We start from the raw sequence: 25,895 nt of genomic DNA on the forward strand, positions 1-25,895 counted from the left end.
CATCACACTAAAACAGACAGCATATGAAAATAAGGAAAATCACAGTTGTATACTTCAGCGCGACGTACACCACACGCAAGACGGTGATGGCACTGGCAGAGTCGTTCGGATGTGAGGTGACGGAAACAGACGTGACGGACAGCATGCCGGACCCAATGACAATAGCGGCAGGCGACGGCAACCTGCTCATAGCGGGCATGCCGGTGTACGCCGGACGGATACCGCAGCAGGGAGCGAGGGCTTTGAGAATGATAAAGGGCAACGGAACGCCTGCCATAGCGGTGTGCGTGTATGGCAACAGAGACTATGACGACGCGCTGCTCGAGATGTGTGACCTGCTCGCGGAGGGCGGATTCCGCACGATAGCCGCCGCTGCATTCATAGCGCAGCACTCCATTTTCACGCGGCTCGCGGCAGGACGGCCCGACAAGACCGACATGGCGGCACTGGAGGAGTTCGGGAAGGCGTGCAGGGAAAGGCTTGAGGCGTGGCACGAAGGCGACCGCACGCCCCTGCCCGACGTGAAAGGCAACAGACCGTACAAGGACGCGGCGGCTGTGCCACTGCATCCTCTGGGCGACAGGGATGTGTGTGACGGATGCGGCACGTGTGCGCGGCTGTGTCCCGCAGGAGCCATCGTTGAGGACGAGCCGTGTGCCACCGACAGCGGCAGATGCATATCGTGCGGACGCTGTGTGGCTGTATGTCCGCAGCATGCCCGGCACTTCGGAGGGACACTCTACGACATGGCGGAGAAAAAGATAGTGGAAAACAACATGGAAAGGAAAGAGCCCGAATGGTTCATATGACGGAGCACCGGGCTTGAATCCGTATCGGTCATCAGACCGTCAAAGCATTTTTTCCGTTGATTGCCGGTTTGTTGGTTTATCTTCAACATTGCTGCCGTCATCTTGTTTTGCGCTTTTTCCACATGCAACCAGCTTCATCTCCGATAAAAGCACAGACCAACCAGACCGGCATAAGCAAGAAACAGGAATGAAGAATGACAACCGGTTAGGGACAGAACAGATGTCCAAGACCAACAGACCAACACCGGACATCAGCCTGAAATTACAGCCGCCGTGCACGGCATGCCGCTTTCCACATCATGGAACAGCGCGGCATGCGGCACGGCGGCTTTACGTCTTGTCTCACGCGACCTGTGTCAAAGCTTGCGTATCCATATGTTGCGGAAGCTTATAGGCTCGCTCGGGTCGCCGTGACTCTGCAGAAGAATCGGACCGGCACCGTGTGCACGCACCTTCGGGAAACCGATGTACTCGGTCGTTCCGATGATTGTGGTGTTGTTCTGTACGAGCACTCCGTTCTGTATAACGGTTACACGGGGGAACGAACGGTATGTTCCGTCCTCCTTGAACACCGGAGCCGTGTAGATGATGTCGTACACATTCCACTCTCCCGGCTTGCGCATGGCGTTCACGAGCGGTGCGGTCTGCTTGTAGATACTTCCAGCCTGACCGTTGACATAAGTGCTGTTGTTGTAGCTGTCGAGCACCTGAAGCTCATACATACCCTGCAGATAGACACCGCTGTTGCCGCGTGCCTGTCCCTCACCGTGGATGTTCTCCGGTACGCGCCACTCTATGTGGAGCTGGAAGTTGTCGAACTTCTCCTTGGTGCGGATGTCGCCCTTGCTCTTGTCCACGGTCATCACGCCGTCGGCTACAGTCCATTCGGCAGGACCGCCCTGAGAGTTCTCCCATGCCGAGAGGTCGCTGCCGTCAAACAGCACGATGGCATCCGACGGAGCTGTGAAGCCGCCTCCCTGCAGATCGGTGCCCGGTGCGACAACCGTAGTGACAGGAGTGTAGAACTCAGACATTTCCGGGCGCATGCCTTCCTGGGCACTCGCGCCGCCTGCCGCGGCAAGCATCAGAGCCGCCGCGCATAGTTTTCTTGCGTCATTCGTCATAATCATATGTTTTATTATTTGTATATGTATATAAAAAAAGGACGCCCGTCATGAGAGAACGGGCGCACTATTGCAAGTATGCTTACTTTTTGTTGTAGGAATAAGAAGCCTTTACGAACGGGGCGTCCTGCAAATAGCGCAGGCTTTCTTCCACACTCTGCTCAACCGGCATGGTGTATTGCTCTATCTCGGCTACGATTGCCTGCACTCCGGCAACATCAGCGTTGCGGAATATGGCGTCATAACCCACCATGCCGCTCTGACCTATCTCCTTGTCGTCTTTCACATGATACATCTTGAAACGACCCGGATAGCGTTTGAAATAAGCTACCGGACTGCATGCGCCACGTACCACCCAGTAGAGGTCCATCTGGAAGAACACATATTCAGGATTGGTGTTCTCGAGCATGTAATCGTACATTACCTTGTCCTCCACCTTCTGGAACTCGTGCGAATGGTTGTGATATCCGAACTGCATTCCGGCTTCCTTGCACATCTTGCCCACCTCGTTGAAGTAACGGCAGTATGTCCCGAGGTCCTTCAGAGTCTTGGGAACTTCCATCCACGGGCATACTATGTACTTCATTCCGGCAGCCTTATGGTCGGCGATACACTTGCTCCACCACTTCAGCGCGCCTGAGAAATCGCCCGAGGCAAGCTCCTCCGCACTGAGTCCGTGACCCACATGAGAGGACAGGACCTTCATTCCGGCTTTCTCCACATCCTGCTTGAACTGTGCCGGAGTGCGTCCGTAGAACGTGCCGCGACCCTGATCGTAATTGGCAGCCTCGACACTTGTGTATCCCATCTTTGCCAGTTTGTTGAGTATGTCGGTGTATTTCTGGTCGGCATTCCCGTCCTTGTTCACTCCGTCAAGAATGCTGCGGACGGAATAAAGCTGTATGCACACCTCTTTCTTTGCATGTCCCTTTGCCGAAACTGCGGTGCCTGCCGTGAACGAAAGCAGCAATGCGAGCAGCAAAGGTATATAAAATCGTGTTCTCATAATCGTATTGTCTTTTTGAAGTAATAAAAAAACTGCTCCGGCATTCCACATCACCGACGTTTCAGACCGGAACAGTTTTCGATGTCTTTACACTATATCACGATATGTGTCATTTCAATATCTTCACACGGATATTGCGGTACCACACGTCGTCGCCGTGATCCTGGAGTCCTATGTATCCCTCATGCTTGTCGCCGCCCATATTGTTGAGCAGTTCATAAGCTATCGGGAAGTCACCGTTCTCCTTGAATTTGCTTGCCTGAAGCATCTCGGTCCACTTCGGTGTCCAGAGGTGATACTCCACTACATTCTGACCGTTCTGACCGTGGATGACCGTTCCTTTGTAAACCATAATCTTTGCCGTGTTCCACTCTCCCGCCGGTTTTGCGTTCTGAGGTTTGGCTGGAATCATGTCGTAAAGAGAACCGGACATGCGGTTTCCGTCCTGTCCGAGCTTGGCGTCCGGATGTCTGTCGTTGTCGAGAACCTGATACTCAGAAGCCGACTGCCATATAGGCAGGTATGCTTCCTTGCCGTTCTCCTTCGCCATCACCTCCTGGGCAAGATAGAAGATACCGGAGTTACCGCCTTCGGAAATCTTATACTCCAGCTCAAGCTCGAAGTTCTGGAACTTCGAAGCGAAGATAAGGTCACCGCCGCCCTCAACCTGAGCCTCGCCCGTACCGGAGCCTTTCAGCTTGATTGCGCCGTCCTCGACAGTCCAGCTCTTGGGAGGCGTGTCCATGCCATAGCCGCGCCAGCCGTTGAGAGTCTTGCCGTCGAAGAGAACGATGTATCCGTCCTTGTCGACAGGGAACTTGGAGATGTCGACGTTTTTATTGTCAACAACCCTGTAATCGAGTTTTGCCTTGTCTGCAGGTTTGTCCTGGTTGCATGTGCAGCCGGGGCATGGGCAGTTGCAATCACACTTGTTTGAATTGTTGGCACATGATGCCGCCATAAGCAGCGCGCCTGCGAACACTATCGATAATTTATTCATAGATTCTGTGTCTTTGTTAATTTGGTTTGTTGAATTAGTCGAGAACCTTCACGCGGATGTTGCGATACCATACGTCGTCGCCATGATCCTGAAGTCCTATATAACCGCTGTGGAGAACTCCGCCGCAGTCGTTGAGAAGGATGAATGCCTGAGGCCATGCCTTCTCGCTGAACTTACTCTCCTGCAACAGGTCTGTCCACTCCTTGGTCCAGAGTCTGTATTCAAGCACCTTGACGTCGTTCTGATAATGCGAAACGACACCGTCCTTGACAACAATCTTAGCCTTGTTCCACTCGCCGTAGGGATTTGCGTTCTGCGGCTTTGCCGGAATCATGTCGTAAAGAGACGCAGCCTTGCGGTTGTTGTCCTTTCCGAGCTTCGCGTCGGGATGGTTCTCGTTGTCAAGAACCTGATATTCCGGTGCGGAGATGAATATCGGCTCCACATTCATCTTGCCGTCGTTGCCTATCGTGTAGAACTCCTGCGCGAGATAGAAGATACCGGAATTGCCGCCTTTGGCTATCTTCCACTCCATCTCAAGCTCAAAGTTTCTGAACTTGTGGGCAAAGATCACGTCGCCGCCTTCCCTTCCGTTGCTTCTCGAGAACTTAAGACATCCGTCCTCAATCTTCCAACAGTCGGGCATGTAACTCTTCGCATAGCCGCGCCATCCTTTGAGAGACGTGCCGTCGAACAGCACGTAATAGCCCTTGTCCACAGGCACGTCAACAGTCACATTCTCCGCCGCGCCCAACGAAGGGGATACCTCCATCTTGGCGACCTTCATTCCGCCGCTGCACGACATGAGCGTTCCTGCGAAAGCGATGCCTGCCAATGAATAAAATACTTTCCTCATATTATAATATGATATCCTTTCTTTTTATTGTCGTTTATATATTAAGGCATATCCGGAAGTTTCCATCCGTCACGATAAGTGTGCTTGATGAGCTCGTTGGCAAACTGCTGGGCGTTCACCGGATCGGTCCATGTTTTGTTGAATGACGGGTGTCCGTTGTGGATTGTGAAACCGTCTTTCACGACAGTGCGTATAGTCTCGTTGGCGCCGATATTGGTGAAACGCATGTTCTCGCCGTCCCATTCCAGAGTCTTGTGAAGAGCCTGCAGACGTATTGCGAGCACTCCCATGACCACCATCTCGTTGAACGGACCAGCCTCAGAGAAGTCTGAGTTTGTCTTGACACGGTTCTCCTTGCTTTCTTTGCAGGCACGAACCCAGTCCATCTCATGAGATACTTTCACGCGGCGGGCAACCTGCGGAGCGTTCGGTTTGCGTCCTGAGAGCAGCCAAGGCTCCTGTCCGTAGCAGCCGCAAATAAGCGTATCCTTTGTTCCATGGAATATGGTGAGACCGCCACCCGACTGCATGAGTTCCTTACCCTGCGGGAATCCGGCTGGACGGTCTGGCATCATACCACCGTCATACCAGTGTACCTCAACCTCAGGAAGCGCGAGCTTAGGCATGTTCTCACGTGCCGGGAATGTCAGTTTGACATGCTGTGCCTGCGGAGCGCAAGCGTTAAGAAGCAGCGTTGAAGAACCTTCCACCTTTGTAGGGTAGCCGAGTTTCAGTGCCTTGAACGGCTGATGCAGGATGTGGCAAGCCATATCGCCGAGCGCGCCTGTACCGTAATCCCACCATCCGCGCCAGTTCCAAGGCTGATAGAGAGCACTGTACGGATTGAGTTTTGCCGGTCCTGTGAACAGATCCCAGTTGAGAGTGTCGGGTATCGGATCCACTTTTTCGGGGGCGTTGAGTCCCTGCGGCCATATAGGACGGTCGGTGGCACACTCCACCTTTGTAACCTCTCCTATCTCTCCGTTCCATATCCAGTCGCACACCTGCTGTGTTCCGTCCCACGAAGAACCCTGGTTACCCATGGAGGTTGCCACACCTGTAGATGCGGCGAGCTTCGTCAGAAGACGCGATTCGTACACAGAGTGCGTCAGAGGTTTCTGACAATACACATGCTTACCGAGTGTCATGGCATCCGCAGTGATGATAGCGTGGGTATGGTCTGCCGTTGCTATTATCACAGCATCGATGGTCTTGTTCATCTCCTCGTACATCTTACGATAGTCCCAATATCTCTTTGCGTTGGGGAACTCCTCAAAAACACCCTTTGCATAATCCCAGTTCACATCACAGAGAGCAACGATGTTTTCGGTGTTTTTCACTGCATTGATATTGGCATGTCCCATACCGCCGATACCAACAACGGCGATATTCAGCTTGTCAGACGGAGCTTTGTGTCCGTGACTTTTGCCCAGAATAGAACTTGGAGCGATTGTGAAACCGGCTATAGCCGCCGCTCCTGTTTTAAGAAAATCTCGTCTTGAAATGTTCGACATGATTGTTTTGTTTTTAAGAGTTTATATATTAGGTTGGCTTTAAATATATTTCTGAATGAAGGCAGGGCGGCGGCTGTCAGTCGTCCGCCCATTTGTTCTGTCCCAACAGACCGTATCCGTTCTTGATGGTACGGCGCCGCTGGAGTATCTCGTCCAGTGTTTCAAGGTTTCCTATTGCCGGAAGGTCGTGGTTCTTCGTGTCCATGAAGAACTTCCATGCATACTCGGAGGCTATCGCCGAGTCACGGAACGTGGGGAGCTGCGGGTCGAGCCGTCCCTTCTCGATGCTTTCGGCAAAGAGCCGTCCCATCACATCGATGTTCTTCGCGCCGTAAGGCAGCTCGGTTATCTCAGTCTTGGTGACGCCCCTGAGCTCAACAACGGCAGTCTTGAAATCATGGTGCATGCGCACGATTCCCTTCGTACCGATAAGGTCGACATACGAGTTGTGTGTCTGGTCTTTAGACAGCTGTCCGTAGACGAAGCCTTGCGTGATGTCGAACACCACACCGTTGGTGAACGTGCCATGGCACTGCACCCACCACGGGTCCTTATAGTTCCACATCCTAATGCCCTGTGCGTTCCACGTCTTATACTCCGCTCCGGCATACCATCTTGTGATGTCCACATAGTGCATGCCGCAGTCGTGGAACGCCGGTCCCTCATATTCGTGTCCCTCTCCGGGCGCAAGTCCGGGCGTCATATGGCACACCCGTATTATGGCGAGCTCGCCTATCTCCCCTTCGTTTATGTATTGCTTCATCCGGTTGTGATACCACGAGTTCCTGAGATAGAGGTTCACGGTAGACAGCAATCCCGAGCCTTCCACACAGTTCACCACAGCCCACTCCCTTTCAGGTGTGTCCGCGATAGGCTTCTCAGATATTACGTGCTTGCCGCGGCTTACCGCTTTCTCAATCTGTTCCTTGCGCATGTTCGCCAATGTGGACAATATCACGCACTGAACACTGTCGTCATTGAATATCACATCCTCGTTGTCCACCACCCTCGACTCCGGAGACAGTTTGCGTGCCATTGCCCGTGCCTCCGCGTCGACGTCGCAGATGTAAGAGAAGTGATACTTTCCCGTTGTGTTGAACTTGCGCAGGTATTTGCTGCCCATCCTGCCAAATCCTATCAGTCCGACGTTTATTTTAGAGCTTTCCATTATTATTTATTTTAGCGTTTCAACTTCCTTCTCGCTTTCTTCCTCCTCTGTGTCATCCTCGGGCGGGGCCGGTTTCACAAGGAATGCGCTCAGTTCCCACAATATATATATAGGTATGAAAACCGCCATCAGTGTGAACGGGTCTGACGAAGGCGTTATCACAGCTGCCACGAACATCAGTGCCACTATGGCGTGCCGCCTGTATTCAGAGAAGAACTTTCTGTCGAGGAATCCCAGTTTTGACATCAGCATTGCCACCAACGGCAGCTCGAAGATAATGCCCATCATGAAAATGAGCATCAGGAAATTGTTCATATACGAGTCTAACGACAGCTGGTTGGTCACGAACGAGCTTATCTCGTATGTGTAGAGAAACCTGAGCGTCAGAGGGAACACCACCGAATAGCCTATAAGACATCCGAGATAGAACATCACAGTGCCGAAAAGGAAGGTGAACCTAACGCCCTTCCGCTCGTTGTCATACAGCGCGGGGCACACGAACTTCCACACTTCATACACCAGATAAGGGAACGCCACGAGCAGCGCGAGCCACAGTGAGAGCGATATGTGAAGGAAGAACTGCGATGAAAGCTTTATATTGATGATGTCTACATGAAACGGTTTTGTGACCTCACCGGGAATCACCGGAGCCATACTGCTTATCTTAGCAAGAAAGCGGTAGAGGAAGAAATCGTTGCGGCTCGGTGCCATCACCACCTTGTCAAAGATGTAGGGGACGAACGCAAAGCCTCCGACAAAGAAGATGCCTATTGCCGTAAACGACCTCACCAACGTCCAGCGCAACGCCTCAAGATGGTCCCAGAAAGTCATGTCCGCCCTTAATGCCATTATGGGATACGCTGTTTGTTAGTTTTTCTTCTTGTCGTCGGCAGACACGTCAAGGTCTGCGTTCAGATCCTTTTCAATTCCGTTCACTCCGTCCTTAAAGCTTTTCACACCCTTGCCCAGGCCTTTCATAAGCTCCGGTATCTTCTTTCCGCCGAACAGGAGCAGCACAATGAGCGCGAGTATGATCACCTCCGGCATTCCTATCGAGCCTAAAAATAACAGTTGAGAAATAGTCATAGCAAAAAAATATTGTTTTTATATGTTTGTAAGATATGTTTTCCACACTTTTACTAAAGCACGTCAAAGTTAAGGTTTTTACGCGGAGCAGTCAAATAATTTCACAAATAAATCAATTAACAGCTTTTTTTTTAACTCTCATTAAAATCTGAATTCTTTTTTTATATCATAATTCCTATAATGACAAAATATATGTTCAAGACCGCCCGATTCCTATCACAATATTTGCGGAATATACTTTTTTTTAATACATTTGTCCCCAACTAAGACTCAAACCCAACAAAAACAACAATCCAAGACAATGAGAAAGCTATTACTTACATCCGCTATGATTCTTGCAGTAGCCGCAGGAGCGCAGGCAGGAACGAAGAAGACAAAGACCAGCGGCAACCCTATCTTCAAGGGATGGTATGCCGATCCGGAGGGCGCGGTGCTCGACGGAGCCTACTGGATTTTCCCTACCTACTCGGCTGAATACGACGAACAGACGTTCATGGACGCATTCTCGTCGAAAGACCTCGTGAACTGGACCAAGCACCCGCGCGTGCTCGAGAAGAAGAACGTGAGCTGGGCGCGCCGCGCAATGTGGGCTCCGGCTATCATACATGCCAACGACAAGTATTATCTTTTCTTCGGAGCGAACGACATCCAGAACAATAACGAGACGGGAGGAATAGGCGTAGCCACAGCCGACAAGCCCGAGGGACCATACAAGGACGCGCTCGGCAAACCGCTCATCGACAAGATCATCAACGGCGCGCAGCCCATCGACCAGTTCGTTTTCCGCGATGACGACGGTGAATATTACATGTATTACGGCGGATGGGGGCACTGCAACATGGTCAGGATGTCGCCCGACCTGCTGAGCATCAGACCGTTTGAGGACGGTACGACATACAAGGAAGTGACGCCCGAGAACTATGTGGAGGGTCCGTTCATGCTCAAGCGCAAGGGCAAATACTACTTCATGTGGTCTGAAGGCGGATGGGGCGGTCCCGACTATTGCGTGGCTTACGCCATAGCCGACTCGCCTTTCGGTCCTTTCAAGCGCGTGGGAAAGATTCTGCAACAGGATCCCGAGGTCGCCACAGGTGCCGGACACCACTCCGTAATTCAGGTTCCGGGCAAGGACGAATGGTACATAGTGTATCACCGCCGGCCGCTTACCGAGAAGGGACGCGACAGCCGCGTGGTGTGCATAGACCGCATGTACTTCGACGAGAACGGATACATCAAGCCGGTGAAGATAACCTTCGAGGGCGTGAAACCGGTAAAGGCTCCGAAGAAATGACATATTGACAGCATACGATAAGACGCATGGCTCCACAAGGTGGCATGCGTCTTATTTTTTTATCAGGACCGGAAACAGGTCTGCCGGAGATGTTTTTTCAATAGACTTCAGCCTCTTCCGTACGTCACCGGACACTCTTTCCGCAGCATTTCACGACGGCACAGGTTGCCAGTCTTACCCCGTACACTGTCAGACAAATATCTTATTGAAAAGGCGTTTCAGTATAACGGTAACTCCGCGAGAGCCGCGTCTGCGCAAGAAATAACAAGAACAACCGTAAAAACGCGGTTTTTCAGACATAAGCGTAAAGCTTTATGTAACAACCACTTACACAAAACGACATCTTAATAACATATGTCATGTGACGCGGAAAAGGCTCTTTCATGATGCGGAAAAGGCTCTTCCGCGTCACGGAAGAGCCTTTTCTGTGCCCCAATACGGCACGTTCCGAAGTGAGAGAACCTCTGTCTCATCACACTGAACAGTATGATTTGTGTCTCCGGACAGACAGAAACGGACAATGCCACCAGTTTCTCAGCCATAAGGAAAAACCGCCGCGCGTCTCCCACACCGTCTCTCCTCCTCTTCCGTTTCTGTCTGGCAGATTCACGCTGTCAATATTTTTTACTTTCCGGATTGAGCGGACACACCGTCGAGACTGTCCTATCTGGCACACCCGCGCGCCTGCCGACAATGCCGTCAGCATGCTTGCCGCGACGACTACCGGGTGACATATCTCAGCGAACCGGGCACCATCTCAAACTTCTTACCCTTCTTCACGAGCTCCACCATCGCCGTGCGGCGCGGGCTCACCTTCGAGTTGCTGTTGTGAGTATGCAGCACATACATCCAGCGTCCGTCCCCGTCGCGGAACAGGTCGCCGTGTCCTGTGCCGTTCTCGCCCGTGAGATGGCGCGACACAATCGGTTTCTTGTGCTTCTTCCACGGTCCGAGCGGCGACTTAGCCGTGGCATATCCCATGGCGTAGTCGATGCTGCGGAAGTCGTTGCACGAATAGAACATGTAGTAGGTGCCGTCGAGTTTCACCACCGTAGGACCCTCGCTCACGCCCCACTTTCCTTCTGCGGTGTTCTCCCATCCCTTGTCGTTCACCGCGATACACTCCCTTGCGGTCTCCTCCTTCATCGAGCGCAGGTCGTCGTTCATCTCCGCCACATATATGCGGTTGCCTCCGATGAGGCGCACGTGATACATGTATGTCTTGCCGTCGTCATCGTGGAACACGAACGGATCTATCTCCTTGGTCTTTGCCGGAATCATTGCGGGCTCGTCCTGGACGAACGGTCCGAGCGGACTGTCAGCCCATGCGATGGCTATCTGTTCGTTGGCGGTGTAAGCCATAGCGTACCGTCCGTCCTTCTTAAACACTTGCGGGGCCCAGAATCCCTGCGTTCCGTAGGTGTTGCCGCGCAGCGCGTAGCCGTCCACCGCTCCTGCCGGACCGCTCCAGTGTTGCAGGTCGGTGGACGTGTACACCCAGAATCCGTTGTCAGAGACGGGCGATGTGCCGTACAGATAGTATGTCCCGTTGTCGCAGAAGACGGTCGGGTCAGCCAGATGAATCTGTCCTAAGCTCGGCTTTACGTTCTCTTTCTCAGGCACACTTCCCGCTACCTCGGGCCAGCCGTCCTTCCAGTCGACGCGGCTGAGGAACACCACGCGGCCGTCGTCTGCCTCCGCTTTCTTGTAGCCATGATACAGTATCCAGTCCTGACCGAGGTCGTCGGTCACGAACTCCGCATTGTGTCCGGTGCCCACAAACGTGTCATCGCCGTGTAGCATCACCTCGTAGTGGTTGTCGAGCAGCCGCTGTCCCTTCTTGTCCACGTACGGACCGAAGAGGTTCTCTGAGCGTCCGTACGTCACGCGATAGGTGCTCCGCGCGCCCTCGCAGCACGTTCCGGCAGAGCCGAACAGATAATAGTACTTTCCGCGCTTGTGTATGTAGGTGCCTTCCATGAATGTTCCCGACACCTGTTTCTTCACAGCCCCCGACTTCACTGACAGTCCGTCGTCAGACAGCTCTATGCCGTATATGCCGTGGAACGAGCCCCAGAAGAGATATTTGTGGCCGTTGTCCTCGATGTAGAACTGGTCTATGCTGTTCCTGACACCTATCTCGCTGCTTATGAAAAGCGGTCCGTGGTCGGTGAACGGACCCTCCGGGCGGTCGGCTGTAGCGGCTCCTATGCCGCACGTCCATTCCCCTCCCCACTCCGACTTGGAGTAGTAGAGCACATATTTGTCGCCTATCTTGTTTATGTCGGGTGCCCACATGTTGCCCTTCTTGTTCCATTGCGGACGGGTATCGTCGGTGAACGCCGTGCCCACAAACTGCCAGTCGGTGAGGTCGCGCGAGCGGTATATCGGCAGATTGCGTATGTCTTCCGTGGCGTAAAGATAGAAATAGCCGTCGTCGGCGCGTATCACCGTCGGGTCGGGAAGGCTTGTGTTTATCACAGGATTGGTGTAAGTGTCGCCTGCAAACGTACATACGGATGCGGACAGCAGCAGGGATGCTGCTAAGATTCTCAGTTTTCTCATTATTATATATATGTTTATCATGACCGGAGGCGAGCATGCATGCGTTTCTCCGCAGTGTGTGCGCGGAATCCGCGGCATGCCGTGCGTCCGGTCATGATGACTGTTATGGTTTCTTATGTGTTATTTTTTTGTAAGGAAATTCACCGTGCGCTCAGGCGAATAAAGCTCCCAGAGCGACGCCACAGTCCATCCCGGAGCGAATATGTCGTTGTAAAAGCCCTTGCCGTTGCGACCGTAGTCCCATGTGGTATGCTGCACCACTTCGGGATAGAAACCCTCCACGCCGATGCCGCAGAGACGCTCCTTTACAGGCAGGAGCTGGTTGAGCGATGTGTAGATGACGTCGTATATCTTTCCGAAACGCGGTTCGCCGAGCTCCTCGCCCAGCCATTTCACGATGTGCGGCAGCTCGAATACGAACACGTCGATGTGGTTGTTCTCCACCGACACGTTGCCCCAGCCGCGGCTCTTGAAGCCGAGGTCGCCCAGCATCTGCCCTTCGGCGAACGGCACATCCCACAGATAGTACCACGAAAGGGCGAAGTATGACGCCTTCTTACACAGGTCGATGTAGTGGCTGCGCTGCTTTCCCTTGGTAGCCATAGCCATGTAGTAGGTGGCGGTGACGGCGCTTATGGCAGCCTCCTTGTCCTCGCAGTTGGCGTCGAGCGTTGAAGAGAAGTAGTCGCTCTTGGATATGATGTTCGCCTCAAGATAGTCTACGGTGCGCGCGGCAGCCTTCAGATACTTCTTGTCTCCGAAGTATTTGTATCCCATGACGAGTGTCGACGTTGCCGAAGGTGTGCTTCCGCCGCTGCCGTCAACCACCGATCCGTCGTCGCGGAACTTGCGCGCGAAACTGCCGTCCTCGTTGAGCAGTGTGAGGAAGTTGTCGAGAAGGGTGCGTATCTTCTGCTCCCACTCCTTGTGTGAGCGTCCCTGTTTCTTCTCATATTTCAGATAGTGCATCACCGCGTATGCCGCTTCCGACTGCTGGCGGATGGAGTGCACCACGTCCTTGTCGGCAGGCATGGGGTTGCGCATGTGCAGATCGTCGTAGAAATATCCCTTTGCCGTGAGTCCGTTGGCAAGGAAACTGTCGAATATCTCGTTCCCTATTTTCACGAGATCCTGCTGTCCTGTCGCCTCGCCATACTCTATTGCGTTGAACGCGTTGAGCAATACGCGCCCGCAGAATCCCACCTGCACGTGGTCCACGGGAACGCAGTCGGAGCAGCGCAGACCGTGACCGGAGTTGAACTTCAGCTTATAATCGCTCACATACGACTTGCGGAAGTAGTTAGCCATGACGGCTTTCATCTTCTCGGGAGAATAGAGCGGAGTGACGGGCTGCGGGTTCAGACGGTCGAAACAGTATTCCCATGTCTTTCCCACAAAGCCGCCGTAGTCTGCCGACTTCACCTTGTGTATGCGCCAGCTCACGCTCTTCGTCTCGCCCTTCTCCAACTTAACAAATGCCTCCACGGCAGGCGCGAGGGTGAGCTTGCGTATATAGCGGCGCGGTGTCTCGATGTAAGGATAGCCGAAAGTGAGCTTCGCCGTGCCGCTCTCGTTGTCGAATCCGAGGTAACCCACCGACGTGTTGCCCGACAGAATTATCTCTCCCTCACCGGCGGTAGCAAGCGCGTCCGTGCCCTCAGCGTCCAGACGGAGCACTGTGGTGCCCTCTGCGGAAGCGGCGTTATAGGCTCCTGTGAGCGGTGAAGACAGACGGTCCTCACGGAAGTTCCAGCTCTTCGACGTGTGGAACGACGGCGCTTCCTTCGGTGAGCGGAGGTTGCGGTGATACCAGAAGCCAGGCATGTAGAACTCGCATCCGTCCGTGTCATAGCCCGTATTAAGCTCCGCACCGAAGTTGAAGTATGTCGTTCCCGACGCGGTGAACGTGATTGTGACCACCTCGTCGGCTCCCTCGCTGCTCACGCTCTTGCTTATCGTGAGCGGAAGAGCGGCATCGGCAACCAGCCTGTCGCCCTGTTCCCTGAGCTGATAAGTCACTGCCTGATTGCCGGGTTGCTTGACGCTGACATGCGTCACGATGTCGGCGGCATACGCGGTCTGCGCACCCGCCATCACGAGAGCGCACACTAAAGTCTTTGAAAAAATTCCCATTACTTTCTTTGTTATATTATTATTCATTGTCTATGTCAGTAAGCTATGGCATGCCTTCTCCTCCACAGGCATGCGGCACACGGTATGTTGTCGCATTGCGATTATGCTTTACAAAAATAGATATTAATTTGCGAAAAAGAGACATACTGCATGTCAAAAAATCAAAAACACACAATATTACGGTCTCTCACACTCTTTTTACTGTCACTATGGACAAAATCACCATACAGAGTAGACGTTTTTACAGACCGGTCAAGGCTTTCCGGCACCAGGAAAAGCGAATTCAGGCAACGGAGAAAGGCGTGCCGTGCCGGAAGAGACCCGACGTTCACGGCAGTCACCGCACCGTAACGGAAATGGTATTATCGCCACTCACACGAAAAAAAAAAGCCGTCAGGCACCGTGTTACGATTTTTATTATTACATTTGTACAACTGACCGGACCGCCGCAAACGGCGGAACGAACAATCCGTCATCTTAACAACAAACCGTAATGAAAACTGACAGACGCTCTTTTCTAAAGACGATGGGCTCCATAGGACTGTTCTCCATCGTCCCGCGCAACGTGCTTGGAGGCAACGGACACATAGCTCCGAGCGACCAGCTCACAAAAGCCATCATCGGAACGGGAGGCATAGGACGCTCTTCCTATCATTTCACAAGCGACAGGCAATGCCGTCTCATCGCGCTCTGCGACGTGGACAGCAAGCATCTCTCGGACGCTGTCGGCATGGCGAAAAGCCGGTTCAGGGAGGACGTGAGGGCTTACCACGACTTCAGAGACCTCATTTCAAATCCCGACGTGGATGTGGTGCACATCGCCACCCCGCCCCACTGGCACGCCATCATGGCTGTCGAGGCAGCCAAGGCAGGCAAGGATATATGGTGCGAAAAGCCCATGACACGCACCATAGGAGAGGGCAAACGCGTTGTGGAAGCGGTGAGACGGTATAACAGGATATTCCGTCTGAACACGTGGTTCAGGTTCACCGACACCTTCTACGGGCTCGGAACGCCTGTCATGCCACTCAAGAAGCTCGTCGACAGCGGGCTCCTCGGGTGGCCCCTGAAGGTGGTGGTGTCGGGCACGACGGGCTTCGCGTGGAAGTTCTTCTGGACAGGCAGGGAGAATCTTGAGACTCAACCGGTGCCCAGAGAGCTCGACTACGACTTCTGGCTCGGTCCGGCTCCGTTCAAGCCATACAACGTACACCGCACCCACCAGACCTTCCGAGGATACTGGGACTACGACGGCGGCGGACTCACCGACATGGGACAGCACTATCTCGACCCCGTGCAGTACATACTGGGAAAGGACAACACGTCGCCCGTAAAGGTGGAGACAGACGCCGCCCAGCAGCATCCCGACGCCGTGGGGATATGGCGCAGGATAACATATACGTATGATGACGGCTGCCAGATAGTGCTCGAGGGCGAAGGATATGAGAGCGGAGGGAAGACAGCATACATCGAGGGACCGCTCGGAAAGGTGTATAAAGGATTCGAATGCACCATCCCCGACATAATGAACAGGCTCGCCGAATATCCCGATCCGGTGCCGCAGAACACCGATTTCTACGAATGTCTGCGCACAAGAAAGAAGTTCGCGCTGAACGAGGAGAACGGTCATCGCAGCTGCACGCTCGTGAACATCGGTGCGGTGGCACTGAGACTGAACCGTAAGGTGCTTCATTTCGACCCGAAGACCCAGCTGTTTGTCGGCGACGACGAGGCAAACGCGCTCATCGACCAGCCCATGCGCGGTCAATGGCACATGTGATGTCGTGTCATGAAAAAATGCTTTACAACTCAAAACCATAATGTAACTGTACTTTATACAACAAAAAGAAAGATGAAGAAATACCTGATTATACTGATTGCGGCAATATTCTTCGCACAGGCGCAAAGCCTCGCACAGACCGACAGCAGGAACAGAACGCCGGAGACTGTCATAGCCGACGCCCTGGCTCAGATGCCTGCCAAGGACAGCAAATCGTATTCCCTGCTCATGGGAGAGATGGCTTCCACGGGAAGCGCGGGCATATTGCAGATTGCCTCGACGATGAACTACGGCGACGGGAAAGCCTCAGCCGGCGAGTACGCGCTGCAAGGTCTGGCAAGCTACGTGATGACTCCGGAAGGCGGCAGACACCGGGACGAGGTGCGGAAAGGGCTGAAGCTTGCCATAGGAAGAAGCGGTGACGTGCGCAAGAAACGCTTTCTCATCGAGTCGCTCGCGCTCTGTGCCACGCCAGCCGACCTGCCCGACCTCATCGCCATTGCCAATGACAAAAAGCTGGAAGACGCCGCCGTCGCCGCCATAAGCGGCATGAAGGACTCCGGCGGAGCCATCGCGGGTTTTGTAAGGACGTCTGACGCGGAGCGCGCCGTGCTCGCAAAACTCATAAAATCGTGCGGACTGACAGAATGCAGCGACCTTCTCGCGTCATGGACAGACGGTGCCGACGACGCCACAAAGGCTGCGATATACGACGCCATAGCCGCCGTCGCTCCGGCAGACATGCTTCACATCCTTGCGGAAGCGGCTCAGGCGGCAGGCTACAAACCCGAGGGCACACGCTCGACAGACGCATACATCAAGATGCTCGAGCGCATCTGCGATGACGACAAAGCCGTTGTGGACAAAGAGGCAAGACGCCTCATGAAATCAGAGACATCCGCCATAAGATGCGCCGGACTGCGTCTGGCACTCAGAGCCGAAGGGAACGACGGCATAAAAACATTCATAAAGGCACTGCGCGACAGCGATGCCGCATACCGCAACACGGCTCTTGAATACGGACCGGAATACTGCGGACCCACCGCTTTCGACGCTATGGCAAAGGCGATGGCACGTCTTCCTTATGACGCACAGACCGACGTGGTGCGCCTGATAGGCGAAAGCAATGCCGTGAACTATACGGACGTGGTGCTCAAGACACTGAAGAAAAGCAGCGGAACACTGCGTTCAGAGGCGATGAAAGCCGCCGCCCGGCTCGGTGGAGAGCAGTCGCTCGAGGCTCTCACCGCCTTTCTCGGCACACCTGACTCCGAGGAGGCGAAGGCTGCTCTGCTTTACTTCAACGGCGACATGAGGGAAGCCATGGTGCAGGCACTCGACTCCGACGACGGCAATGTGGTGAAAGACGTGCTGCAGATTGTCTCTGCAAAAGCCATGCGCAACGCTTTCGACAAGGTGATCGCGCTCACCTCATCACCCGACAAGGAGATAAGCTCCGCCGCATACGACGCTCTCGGCAACGTGGCTGGCACTGACGAGCTCAGCCGGATGTACGCATTGCTCGACAAAGCCGGTGCCGGTGATGCCGCAAGACTGCAGGACGCGATAATCAGGACAAACAGCAGGACTGCTCCGGAAAAGGCGTTCGAGACTACGAAGAAGGCGATGGAGGCGTCTGCAAAGCCCGGACTTTACTACCGCATACTGGCAAACACGAACTCCGCCGAGGCGATAGATATTCTCCGGAAAGCCGGAACGAAAGAGGCGCAGGCTGCCCTGCTCGAGGTGAGAAACGTAAAGATGCTGCCCATAATGCTCGACATGGCGAAAGACAAGCGTCAGGGTGAGGCGCGCGACAAGATACTGTCACGCTATCTCGACCTCGCTTCCACGGTAGAGGCGACACCCGTAGAGCGTTATCTCATGCTCGTCGCAGGAATGGAGAGCGGCGCGTCAGAGTCGCTCGGCAACCGTTTCCTCAAAGCCATAGGCAACACACAGACCCTTCAGGCACTCGGCTACATGAGACGGTATTACGACTCCGACGAATATGCCGACGTGGCGGCGGAATGCATAAAGGACATTGTCGCCTCGCACGACGACCTCAACGGAGGCAGACACGTGAAGGAAATGCTCGAGCAGAGCATAGCCACATACGTACGGCAGGTGGAGAACCACGACGCGCTCTATGCCGTCGACCAGATTAAAGGCTTGCTCGCCAAACGCTCGCCGAGAGGATATTCGCTGTCGACAGGCAGGACAAAGATGAACCGCCGAGGCTACTGGAAGATGAAAGAGAAGTTCGAGAACTTCAACCTTAGCTTCGACTGGAAGAGCGGCGACGACCTTGAGGTGAGCCTGCGCGACATGTCCGTGCTTACGTTCGACAGGGAAAAGGGAGTGAGACTCTACGGTGAGAGCCAGCAGTGGCACCCTTACAGCGACGTGGGAGAATGGAACTCAGCCGACATAAAGGTCGTTGACGACCGCGTATATGTAAGCGTCAACGGCAAGGAACTCATAACCAACGCCGTCCTTACAAACCCTAAGGAAGGCAAAAGCCTCAACAACGCCGGAGGCATAGGCTTCCAGGCGGGCAACGACTCGCTCATTGTGAGATACACGCGCATACGCAAACTGCCGGGCACCCCAGTGTTCATACTGCCCGCCGAAGAGCGTGAGGAGGGATATGAGGTGCTGTTCGACGGACGCTCGCTCGACAAATGGCAGGGCAACACCACCAACTACGTGCCGAAGGACGGCAACATCTACGTCACGGCAGACTACGGCGGAAGCGGCAATCTGTACACCAAGAAGAAGTACAGCGACTTTGTGCTGCGCTTCGACTTCCGTTTCGACCGCCCGGGAGTGAACAACGGAGTGGGCGTAAGGACAAACATCGGAACAGACGCGGCATACGACGGCATGGAGATACAGATTCTCGACCACGACGACCCGATATACAACGGCTTGCAGCCCTACCAGCAGCACGGCGCGGTATACGGCATAATCGTTCCGGAACATTTCAGGTTTGACAAGCCGGGGACATGGTATTCTGAAGAGATACGTGTAAAAGGCGACCGCGTGAAGGTGACGGTGAACGGCAAGGTGATACTCGACGGCGACATACGCAAAGCATGCAAAGGACACAACGTGTCGCCAGACGGCAGCGGGCACAACCCCTACACCGTGGACCACAAGAACCATCCGGGACTCTTCAACAAGGAAGGCTACATCAGCTTCTGCGGTCACGGACCGGGCATAATGTTCAGGAACGTGCGCATTCTCGACCTGAACAAGAAACCGAAAAGACGCTGACGTCACACAGAAAAAGCAAAGCCACCGGAACACTCGCGCGTGCCGGTGGCTTTTTCATATATAACGTATAAAGCGAATTAAACCCGAATCGGTCTTTAGACCGCCTGTATTTTTATTTCATTTAATATTACGCTCTTCATCACTCTTACGCACTGCCGCCGCCATATTGCTTCCCGCTTCCGCTCGATGTAGCCCGCTACATCTTCGACAAAAACGGAAAACAATCTGTCTGACAGCAGCGCGAAACTCTGATGAAGTCTAAAAACTGATTCGGAGTTGACCCTCCATCACATTTCACCGCCTTCACCGCCATACTGCTGGCCTCCGTAATCTGGCATGCCGCTTTCCTTCTGAGGCTTCTTCTTAGCCTTCATGTTGCCGAAGTTCCATGTCACCGTGAGATTGACATTGCGTCCTCCGCGCTTGTTCATCTGGTATCTTGTGAACGTGTCGCTCTCGGTGTAGTTCACCCATTTGCGTGAGTTGAGCAGGTCGCGGCAGTTTACAGCCACGGTGAGAGCCTTGTTGAAGAAGTTCTTACGTGCTCCGAGGTCAACGCTGTAGTTGGCTTTGCGGTGTCCCTGCGTTATCACCTGACGCGCGTTATAGCGTCCGGTAGCCTGCACCGATATGTCGTACGGCAGGATGAGGCTTGCCGTCATGCGCGCGTTCCACGTGAAGTTGTCGTTGCCCTTGCCCGTAACGGTCTGCCCGTCTATGTCGTAGCTGAATCCGTTGAGCTTGTAATAATAGGCGTTGGCGGTCGTTGTGAGGTCGAGAATGCGGAACAGTTTGTTCTTCAGCACCACCTCGAGACCCGAGCTGAGACTCTTCGCCACGTTCACACTCGTGGAATACATCAGTCCGTCGGTGGAGCTCTGATAGTTTATGCGCTGTATAACGTCGCTCGTGGGGCGGTAGTATGCGCTCACGAGAAGCGAATGGTCGTTCCATGTCTTGAGATAGTTCAGCGAGAAAGAGTTGCTGAACTCAGGAGTAAGTTCGGGGTTTCCGAACGACACCATGGTAGCGTCGCGCGTGTCGCGGAACGAGTTGAGCTGTCCGCCCCACGGACGGCGGAGCCTCCGCGTGTAGTTAAGCTGGAGCTGCTGCGTCTCCGTGAGCTGATAAGAGAGGAACAGGCTGGGGAACAACTGGAAGTAGTCCTTCTTGAACGCGGGGTCGCGCTTGGATGCGTCGTGCTCCTGTTCCCACGTGTAGCTTTCGGTGTTCACCTTCCAGTACTCGCCTCTCAGACCTCCCATCACGCCCAGCTTGCCCAGCTTATAGCTGAACGTGGCATACAGCGCGTGCAGGTCCATGTCGTAGATGAACCTGTTGAAGTAGTCCTTATCCTCCACACTGTTGGCTCCGTCCCAGCTTGTTTCGTCGACGAACGACTCCTGCGGACTGTTCTCATGCGAGAAGTTGCCCTGATATCCAGCCTCCACCTTCATGCGGTCGTTTATCTGATTCTCGTAGTCGAGCTTCATTTCCCAGCGGTTGTTGTTCATGTACATAGGGCGGTACTGGTAATCATACTCCGTGGGACGTTCCTCGCTGTAGTACACGGTGGAGTCCTGATAGAAGTTGTCGTTGTCTCTTTTCCACTTGTTGGCGTCTATGGTGAAGTCTATGAAATGCTTGTCCGAGAAGTTGTGGCGGTAGTTCAGTTCTCCGTAGAACATCCTCATGTCGTCCTTGCTGCGCGTTCTTCTGAGCATCATCCGCGAGTCCGACCCGTCGCCCACGGTTCCGTAGCGGTACGGTATGTCGCTTCTGTTCTTTCCGCCGCCGAACATCATCATTCCGTTGAACGAGATGTCGTCCTTGTCTGTGGCGTGCCACGTGATGCCGGCGCGTGTGAACAGGTTGTTGCCCATGTTCTTGCTCGTGCCCCGGTAACGCTGGTACTCGCCCGTGTTGGTGAACACCTGGTCGCTCTCCGAGCGTCCGTCATTGGAACGGTGACGGTAGCCGATGTTGGCGTATGCGTCGAGTTTGGAGCTGTTATAGTTTATATTGAAGCTTGTGTTTGCTCCTCCGCGCGTGCCTCCGCCCGCCTGCAGCGAGCCGTAATAGCCCGCCTTGCGGTTCTTCTTGAGCACAATGTTTATTATACCAGCCGATCCCTCAGCCGAGAACTTCGCCGACGGATTGTCTATCACCTCTATCTTCTCTATGCTCTCAGCCGGAAGCTGCTGCAGAATCTGCGCCCTGTTGTCCGACGTCAAGCCGCTCGACTTGCCGTTTATCCACACCTCCACGCTGCTGTTTCCTCTGAGCGACACGTTGCCGTCGTTGTCCACTTCCACCGAAGGAATGTTGTCGAGCACGTCGCTTGCCGCCTCTCCGCTGTTTGAAATGAGCTGCGTGACGTCGAACGACTTACGGTCCACCTCCAGCTTCATTGTAGATTTCTGCCCCGTGATGGTCACTCCGGCAAGCTCGTTTCTGTTTTCCGACATATATATGCGTGTGAATGTTTTCTTGGGTGAGTCTGCCGTAAGCTCAAAGTCGCGCGTCTCTTCCTTGTATCCCACGAACGTGAGAGTAAGCACATAGGCTCCGTTCTTCAGGTTCTTCACCGTGAAGTTGCCCTCGGAATCGGTCATCCCGCCTCCCACAAATGCTCCGGAAGCCTTCTGCGTTATCCTTACGTTGACGAATCCGAGCGGTTCGGAATTCTGCTTATCCAACACTTTTCCCTTAACAAATCCCTGTGCCGATAGAGTGCTCACACTCATACACAGCAATAAAAAGATTAAAATTCGCTTCATAACGGTCTTTTTGACGTAACAGGCACGAGGAGGTTTAATTCTTTAACATAAAAAAATATCTTATGAAAGAATGTCTGTGTAATTTTAATGTTATTCTCCGAAAAAATTGTAACTTTGCATCCTGAAAAGCGGCTCCCATAGTTAAATGGATAGAACGGAGGTTTCCTAAACCTTTGATCCGGGTTCGATTCCCGGTGGGAGTACCACAGGCAGAGCGCCGGACACACTTGAGGTTTTGCGTGATTGTACAAAACCGGAAGTAAAAAATCAAGACAAAACAAATCAGCGAAAGAGAAACTACAGCACACCGGAGACTCGTCCGAAAGGCGCGATAATGCCTTTTATGGCGACATTCCGTACACTCCGCACTGCGGTTCAGCCGTATGCACAGCGCGGAAAAGGCTGTTCCGCGTTGCAGGAAAGTGTGTTCCGCACCGCGAAAGAAGCCTTTCCGTCATCCCGAAAAGCCCGTTTGGCAATGCGGAAAAGCCCGTTTGGCAATGTAACGGAGTATGTTTTTCGATGGCATATAATATAAAAGGCTGACAGACAAAGCATTAGCAAAATCACCGAATACTCGCGAATTTGCGGTCAGAGAGACGTCCGCATGCAAATAACACGTACATGCGGAGTTGACGTTGGATGAATGTTCCGAGGCAATGGTACGTAACACATATTCATTCCGGGCATCCCCCGGAACGTCACAGCGTGCATACAACATTGGTACACTAACCAAGTAGAGACGCAAAATCTTGCGTCTCACAAGCAAGGAGCGCATATATCATAAGTATATCATGCTATTACTCATTGCGCAAACTCCCTTGGGAGACGCAAGATTTTGCGTCTCTACTTTTGGGGGACGGCGATTATATAGGGACAGGACGGCATCGCGGCTCATACGGCATGACGTGTCAGATTATAGCAAACGGCACGAGTTTTGTTACTAAAAAAACTAAAAAGATGTGCCGAGCTTAGGATGTAACAGTATAATATACGTATCTTTGTAGAAGACAACCCGCGTCACGTACCAAGCCCAACAATTAAATGACGCACCGGAAGGCGGTATTTTTTCAAACAAAAAATATATCAGTAATAAAGCAAAACCAACAAACAGAAAAATAATTATGAACTTCAAGAAACATTTAGGATGGATTATCGCAGGAGCAGTGGTGCTGCTTCTGGTTGTGTGGTGTGTGACAGGATACAACGGACTTGTGTCTATGGACGAGAAGGTGAACGGCAACTGGGCAAACGTGGAGACTCAGTATCAGCGCCGCGCCGACCTCATTCCAAATCTGGTGAACACGGTCAAGGGCTACGCAGCGCACGAGAGCAGCACGCTCGAGAACGTGGTGAAGGCGCGGAGCGAGGCAACACAGATGAAGCTCGACGCCGACAACCTCACTCCGGAGAAGCTCGCCCAGTATCAGAAGGCGCAGGGCAATATCTCGGCGGCACTCGGACGTCTGCTCATGGTGGCTGAGAACTATCCGCAGCTGAAGGCAAACGAGAACTTCATCAACCTGCAGGAACAGCTCGAAGGCACGGAGAACCGCATCACAGTGGCACGCCGCGACTTCAACAACTCGGCGAAGGAATACAACGTGGCGATACGCCGCTTCCCGAAAAACATTCTCGCCGGACTCTTCGGATTTGACAAGAAGAGTTACTTCGAGGCTGAGGAAGGCTCGGAGAAAGCACCTGAAGTGAAATTCTGACAATGCAGGCAATGAGGCACATATTTATATTAATGGCATGCATCATGGCGTGGGTGACGCCATCGGCGGCACAGGACAGCGTGCGTGCATACAAGGTTGAGAATGTGCCCAACGTCAGACTGACCGACACGCGGCTGCACGTGAGCGACCCTGAGGGCATTCTGTCGCCTGCCGCACGCGACACCATCAACGCCTTGTTCAGCCGTCTGGAGAACGAGACAGGCATAGAGGCGTGCGTTGTGATGCTGCCGTCGATAGGCGAGGACAATCCGTTCGACTTCTCACACCGCCTTTTCCGCCACTGGGGCGTGGGCAAGAAGAAGAGCGACAACGGTCTTCTGATACTCTTCGTTGCCGACCGTCACAGCATACGTTTCACCACAGGATATGGTCTGGAGGGCGTGTTGCCCGACGCGGCATGCAAGCGCATACAGACACGCCACATGATTCCGGCTTTCAGGAAAGGCGACTGGGACACGGGCATGACGGCAGGCGCGAAAGCCGTGTACGCAAGACTGAAGGACAGCATGAAGCCTGACGCACCCACAGACGATGGTTTTCCAGTAGGAGGGGTGATTTTTCTGATTATCGCCATAATCTTTGTGATAATCATGCCCGGAATAATCAACCGCCGCACACGCAGATGTCCGCGCTGCGGCAAGGCTGGGCTGCGCAAGATGTCGAGCGACATCTTCAGGGCAGAGGACGGCGGACGGGTGAGAAAGGACGTGTTTGTGTGCGACAAATGCGGGCATATCACCGTGAGGCACACACGTCTTGACGACGACGGCGGAGACAGTACGGGGGCACTTCTAAACGGCATTCTCCTCGGCTCGCTGCTCGGGCGCGGACGCGGAGGAGGCTTCGGAGGAGGCGGATTCTCAGGCGGTGACTTCGGTGGGGGTGACTCGGGAGGAGGCGGAGCAGACTCCAACTGGTAGGAATGACATGAGACAATGACATCACGTTGCAGCGTTCTGACATCATAGGAGAAACGCTGCAACTTTTTATTTTAACCCGGACCGGTCCGTGGTTAGACAAAACCGTAAGAACAATGCGAATAACGACAATGGACACTGCAGCCGAAGTGACGGCACGCATGAAGGCTATGGCAGACGAAAGACAGCGCGAGACGCTGATGAGATTCTTCAAGACCGCCCCGGGAGAGTATGGCGAGGGCGACGAGTTTCTGGGCATACGGGTGCCGCAGACACGTAGTGTGGTTGCCGAGGCGGCAGACATGGAGATGGAGGAAACGGAGAAACTGATATACTCGCCATGGCATGAGATAAGGCTGTGCGGACTGCTCATACTTGCCGAACAGATGAGACAGCTGACTCTGCGCGGCATGACAGACAAACCGGCAGGCATGAAGGAGCGCGAGAGAATTGTGAGGTTTTATCTCAGACACGCACGTCAGGCTAACAACTGGGACCTTGTAGACCTTTCCGCAGGAAAGATAACGGGACTCTGGCTCGTCACACCGGCTGTGTCGACGGAGGAGGAAAAGACAGCCGTGATGGACCGTCTTGCTGACAGCACGTGCATGTGGGAACAGCGCATAGCGATGGTGTCGACCATCGAACCGACACGCAGGGGCGACTTCGGGTCAGTAGAAATTTAGTGGGGATAAATTTGTAAGAAAATCGAAAAGTCCTTTACTTTGCAGTATGGAAAAAGATTATTTGAATATGTTGGCCGGTATCGTACTGCCCACACAGATATTGGATTACTTTTCGATAGTTGGCATTGAGCAAACCACCGGAGAGATACACATCAGCCTGGA

18 protein-coding genes, 1 tRNA gene and 1 pseudogene are annotated in these 25,895 nt (G+C 53.6%); 8 read left to right on the plus strand and 12 right to left on the minus strand.

The window, feature by feature from the left end; genetic code table 11:
* Positions 1-23 precede the first annotated feature (23 nt).
* Positions 24-809 carry a 4Fe-4S binding protein gene (locus BN4609_RS00700; protein ID WP_084791296.1) on the plus strand — a complete coding sequence of 262 codons (786 nt, stop codon included), beginning with the start codon at positions 24-26 and terminating at the stop codon, positions 807-809.
* A 356-nt stretch (positions 810-1,165) separates the two neighbouring features.
* Here BN4609_RS00700 and BN4609_RS00705 read toward each other — a convergent pair whose 3' ends face one another.
* The 8 genes from BN4609_RS00705 to BN4609_RS00740 form a co-directional block, all read right to left on the minus strand.
* Positions 1,166-1,894: a 3-keto-disaccharide hydrolase gene (locus BN4609_RS00705; protein ID WP_068854991.1), complete on the minus strand. Its 729-nt coding sequence runs from the start codon at positions 1,892-1,894 to the stop codon at positions 1,166-1,168.
* Between the two features lie 121 nt (positions 1,895-2,015).
* Positions 2,016-2,939, minus strand: coding sequence for a sugar phosphate isomerase/epimerase family protein (locus BN4609_RS00710; RefSeq protein WP_068854904.1), 924 nt, complete (start codon positions 2,937-2,939; stop codon positions 2,016-2,018).
* A 109-nt stretch (positions 2,940-3,048) separates the two neighbouring features.
* Positions 3,049-3,939, minus strand: a complete 891-nt coding sequence (locus BN4609_RS00715) for a 3-keto-disaccharide hydrolase (RefSeq protein WP_068854905.1) — start codon at positions 3,937-3,939, stop codon at positions 3,049-3,051.
* Between the two features lie 34 nt (positions 3,940-3,973).
* Positions 3,974-4,795: a 3-keto-disaccharide hydrolase gene (locus BN4609_RS00720; protein WP_021993692.1), complete on the minus strand. Its 822-nt coding sequence runs from the start codon at positions 4,793-4,795 to the stop codon at positions 3,974-3,976.
* 41 nt (positions 4,796-4,836) lie between these two features.
* Positions 4,837-6,309 (minus strand): glycoside 3-dehydrogenase, encoded by a 1,473-nt coding sequence (locus tag BN4609_RS00725; protein WP_021993693.1) that lies wholly within the window; start codon positions 6,307-6,309, stop codon positions 4,837-4,839.
* 76 nt (positions 6,310-6,385) lie between these two features.
* A complete protein-coding gene (locus BN4609_RS00730) occupies positions 6,386-7,477 on the minus strand; it encodes a disaccharide 3-dehydrogenase (protein ID WP_068854906.1) in 1,092 nt (363 codons plus the stop codon).
* A gap of 6 nt (positions 7,478-7,483) precedes the next feature.
* A complete protein-coding gene (tatC, locus tag BN4609_RS00735; protein WP_021993695.1) occupies positions 7,484-8,326 on the minus strand; it encodes a twin-arginine translocase subunit TatC in 843 nt (280 codons plus the stop codon).
* An 18-nt stretch (positions 8,327-8,344) separates the two neighbouring features.
* On the minus strand, positions 8,345-8,557 hold the full coding sequence (locus tag BN4609_RS00740; protein WP_068854992.1) for a Sec-independent protein translocase subunit TatA/TatB: 213 nt from the start codon (positions 8,555-8,557) through the stop codon (positions 8,345-8,347).
* Positions 8,558-8,891: 334 nt separating this feature from the next.
* On the opposite strand from BN4609_RS00740, the gene BN4609_RS00745 reads away from it, so the two are divergent.
* Positions 8,892-9,854 carry a glycoside hydrolase family 43 protein gene (locus BN4609_RS00745; RefSeq protein WP_241033157.1) on the plus strand — a complete coding sequence of 321 codons (963 nt, stop codon included), beginning with the start codon at positions 8,892-8,894 and terminating at the stop codon, positions 9,852-9,854.
* A 720-nt stretch (positions 9,855-10,574) separates the two neighbouring features.
* Here the strand turns inward: BN4609_RS00745 and BN4609_RS16815 are convergent.
* The 3 genes and pseudogenes from BN4609_RS16815 to BN4609_RS00760 all read right to left on the minus strand — a co-directional run bounded on the left by BN4609_RS16815 (position 10,575) and on the right by BN4609_RS00760 (position 14,513).
* Positions 10,575-11,477, minus strand: coding sequence for a glycoside hydrolase family 43 protein (locus tag BN4609_RS16815; RefSeq protein ID WP_241033158.1), 903 nt, complete (start codon positions 11,475-11,477; stop codon positions 10,575-10,577).
* Positions 11,451-12,410, minus strand: a pseudogene (locus tag BN4609_RS16820) (family 43 glycosylhydrolase); the annotation flags it as partial. The gene BN4609_RS16815 and the pseudogene BN4609_RS16820, both read right to left, overlap by 27 nt.
* A 129-nt stretch (positions 12,411-12,539) precedes the next feature.
* Entirely contained in the window at positions 12,540-14,513 is a 1,974-nt protein-coding gene (locus BN4609_RS00760; protein ID WP_438360812.1) for a hypothetical protein, read from the minus strand.
* A 532-nt stretch (positions 14,514-15,045) separates the two neighbouring features.
* On the opposite strand from BN4609_RS00760, the gene BN4609_RS00770 reads away from it, so the two are divergent.
* Entirely contained in the window at positions 15,046-16,332 is a 1,287-nt protein-coding gene (locus BN4609_RS00770; RefSeq protein WP_068854910.1) for a Gfo/Idh/MocA family oxidoreductase, read from the plus strand.
* Between the two features lie 72 nt (positions 16,333-16,404).
* On the plus strand, positions 16,405-19,611 hold the full coding sequence (locus BN4609_RS00775) for a 3-keto-alpha-glucoside-1,2-lyase-like domain-containing protein (protein WP_068854911.1): 3,207 nt from the start codon (positions 16,405-16,407) through the stop codon (positions 19,609-19,611).
* A 287-nt stretch (positions 19,612-19,898) separates the two neighbouring features.
* Here the strand turns inward: BN4609_RS00775 and BN4609_RS00780 are convergent, their stop codons facing one another.
* Positions 19,899-22,391 (minus strand): TonB-dependent receptor, encoded by a 2,493-nt coding sequence (locus BN4609_RS00780; RefSeq protein ID WP_068854912.1) that lies wholly within the window; start codon positions 22,389-22,391, stop codon positions 19,899-19,901.
* Between the two features lie 131 nt (positions 22,392-22,522).
* On the opposite strand from BN4609_RS00780, the gene BN4609_RS00785 reads away from it, so the two are divergent.
* The 4 genes from BN4609_RS00785 (at position 22,523) to BN4609_RS00800 (ending at position 25,733) form a co-directional block, all read left to right on the plus strand.
* Positions 22,523-22,597 (plus strand) — tRNA-Arg (locus tag BN4609_RS00785).
* Positions 22,598-23,515: 918 nt separating this feature from the next.
* Complete coding sequence (locus BN4609_RS00790) at positions 23,516-24,109, plus strand: LemA family protein (protein WP_021993033.1); 594 nt, start codon at positions 23,516-23,518, stop codon at positions 24,107-24,109.
* An 11-nt stretch (positions 24,110-24,120) separates the two neighbouring features.
* Complete coding sequence (locus BN4609_RS00795) at positions 24,121-25,050, plus strand: TPM domain-containing protein (protein ID WP_068854994.1); 930 nt, start codon at positions 24,121-24,123, stop codon at positions 25,048-25,050.
* 113 nt (positions 25,051-25,163) lie between these two features.
* Positions 25,164-25,733: a DNA alkylation repair protein gene (locus BN4609_RS00800; protein ID WP_084791300.1), complete on the plus strand. Its 570-nt coding sequence runs from the start codon at positions 25,164-25,166 to the stop codon at positions 25,731-25,733.
* The last annotated feature ends 162 nt before the right edge of the window (positions 25,734-25,895 follow it).

The sequence above is a fragment of the Leyella lascolaii genome, assembly GCF_900079775.1.
Taxonomy (GTDB): Bacteria; Bacteroidota; Bacteroidia; order Bacteroidales; family Bacteroidaceae; genus Prevotella; species Prevotella lascolaii.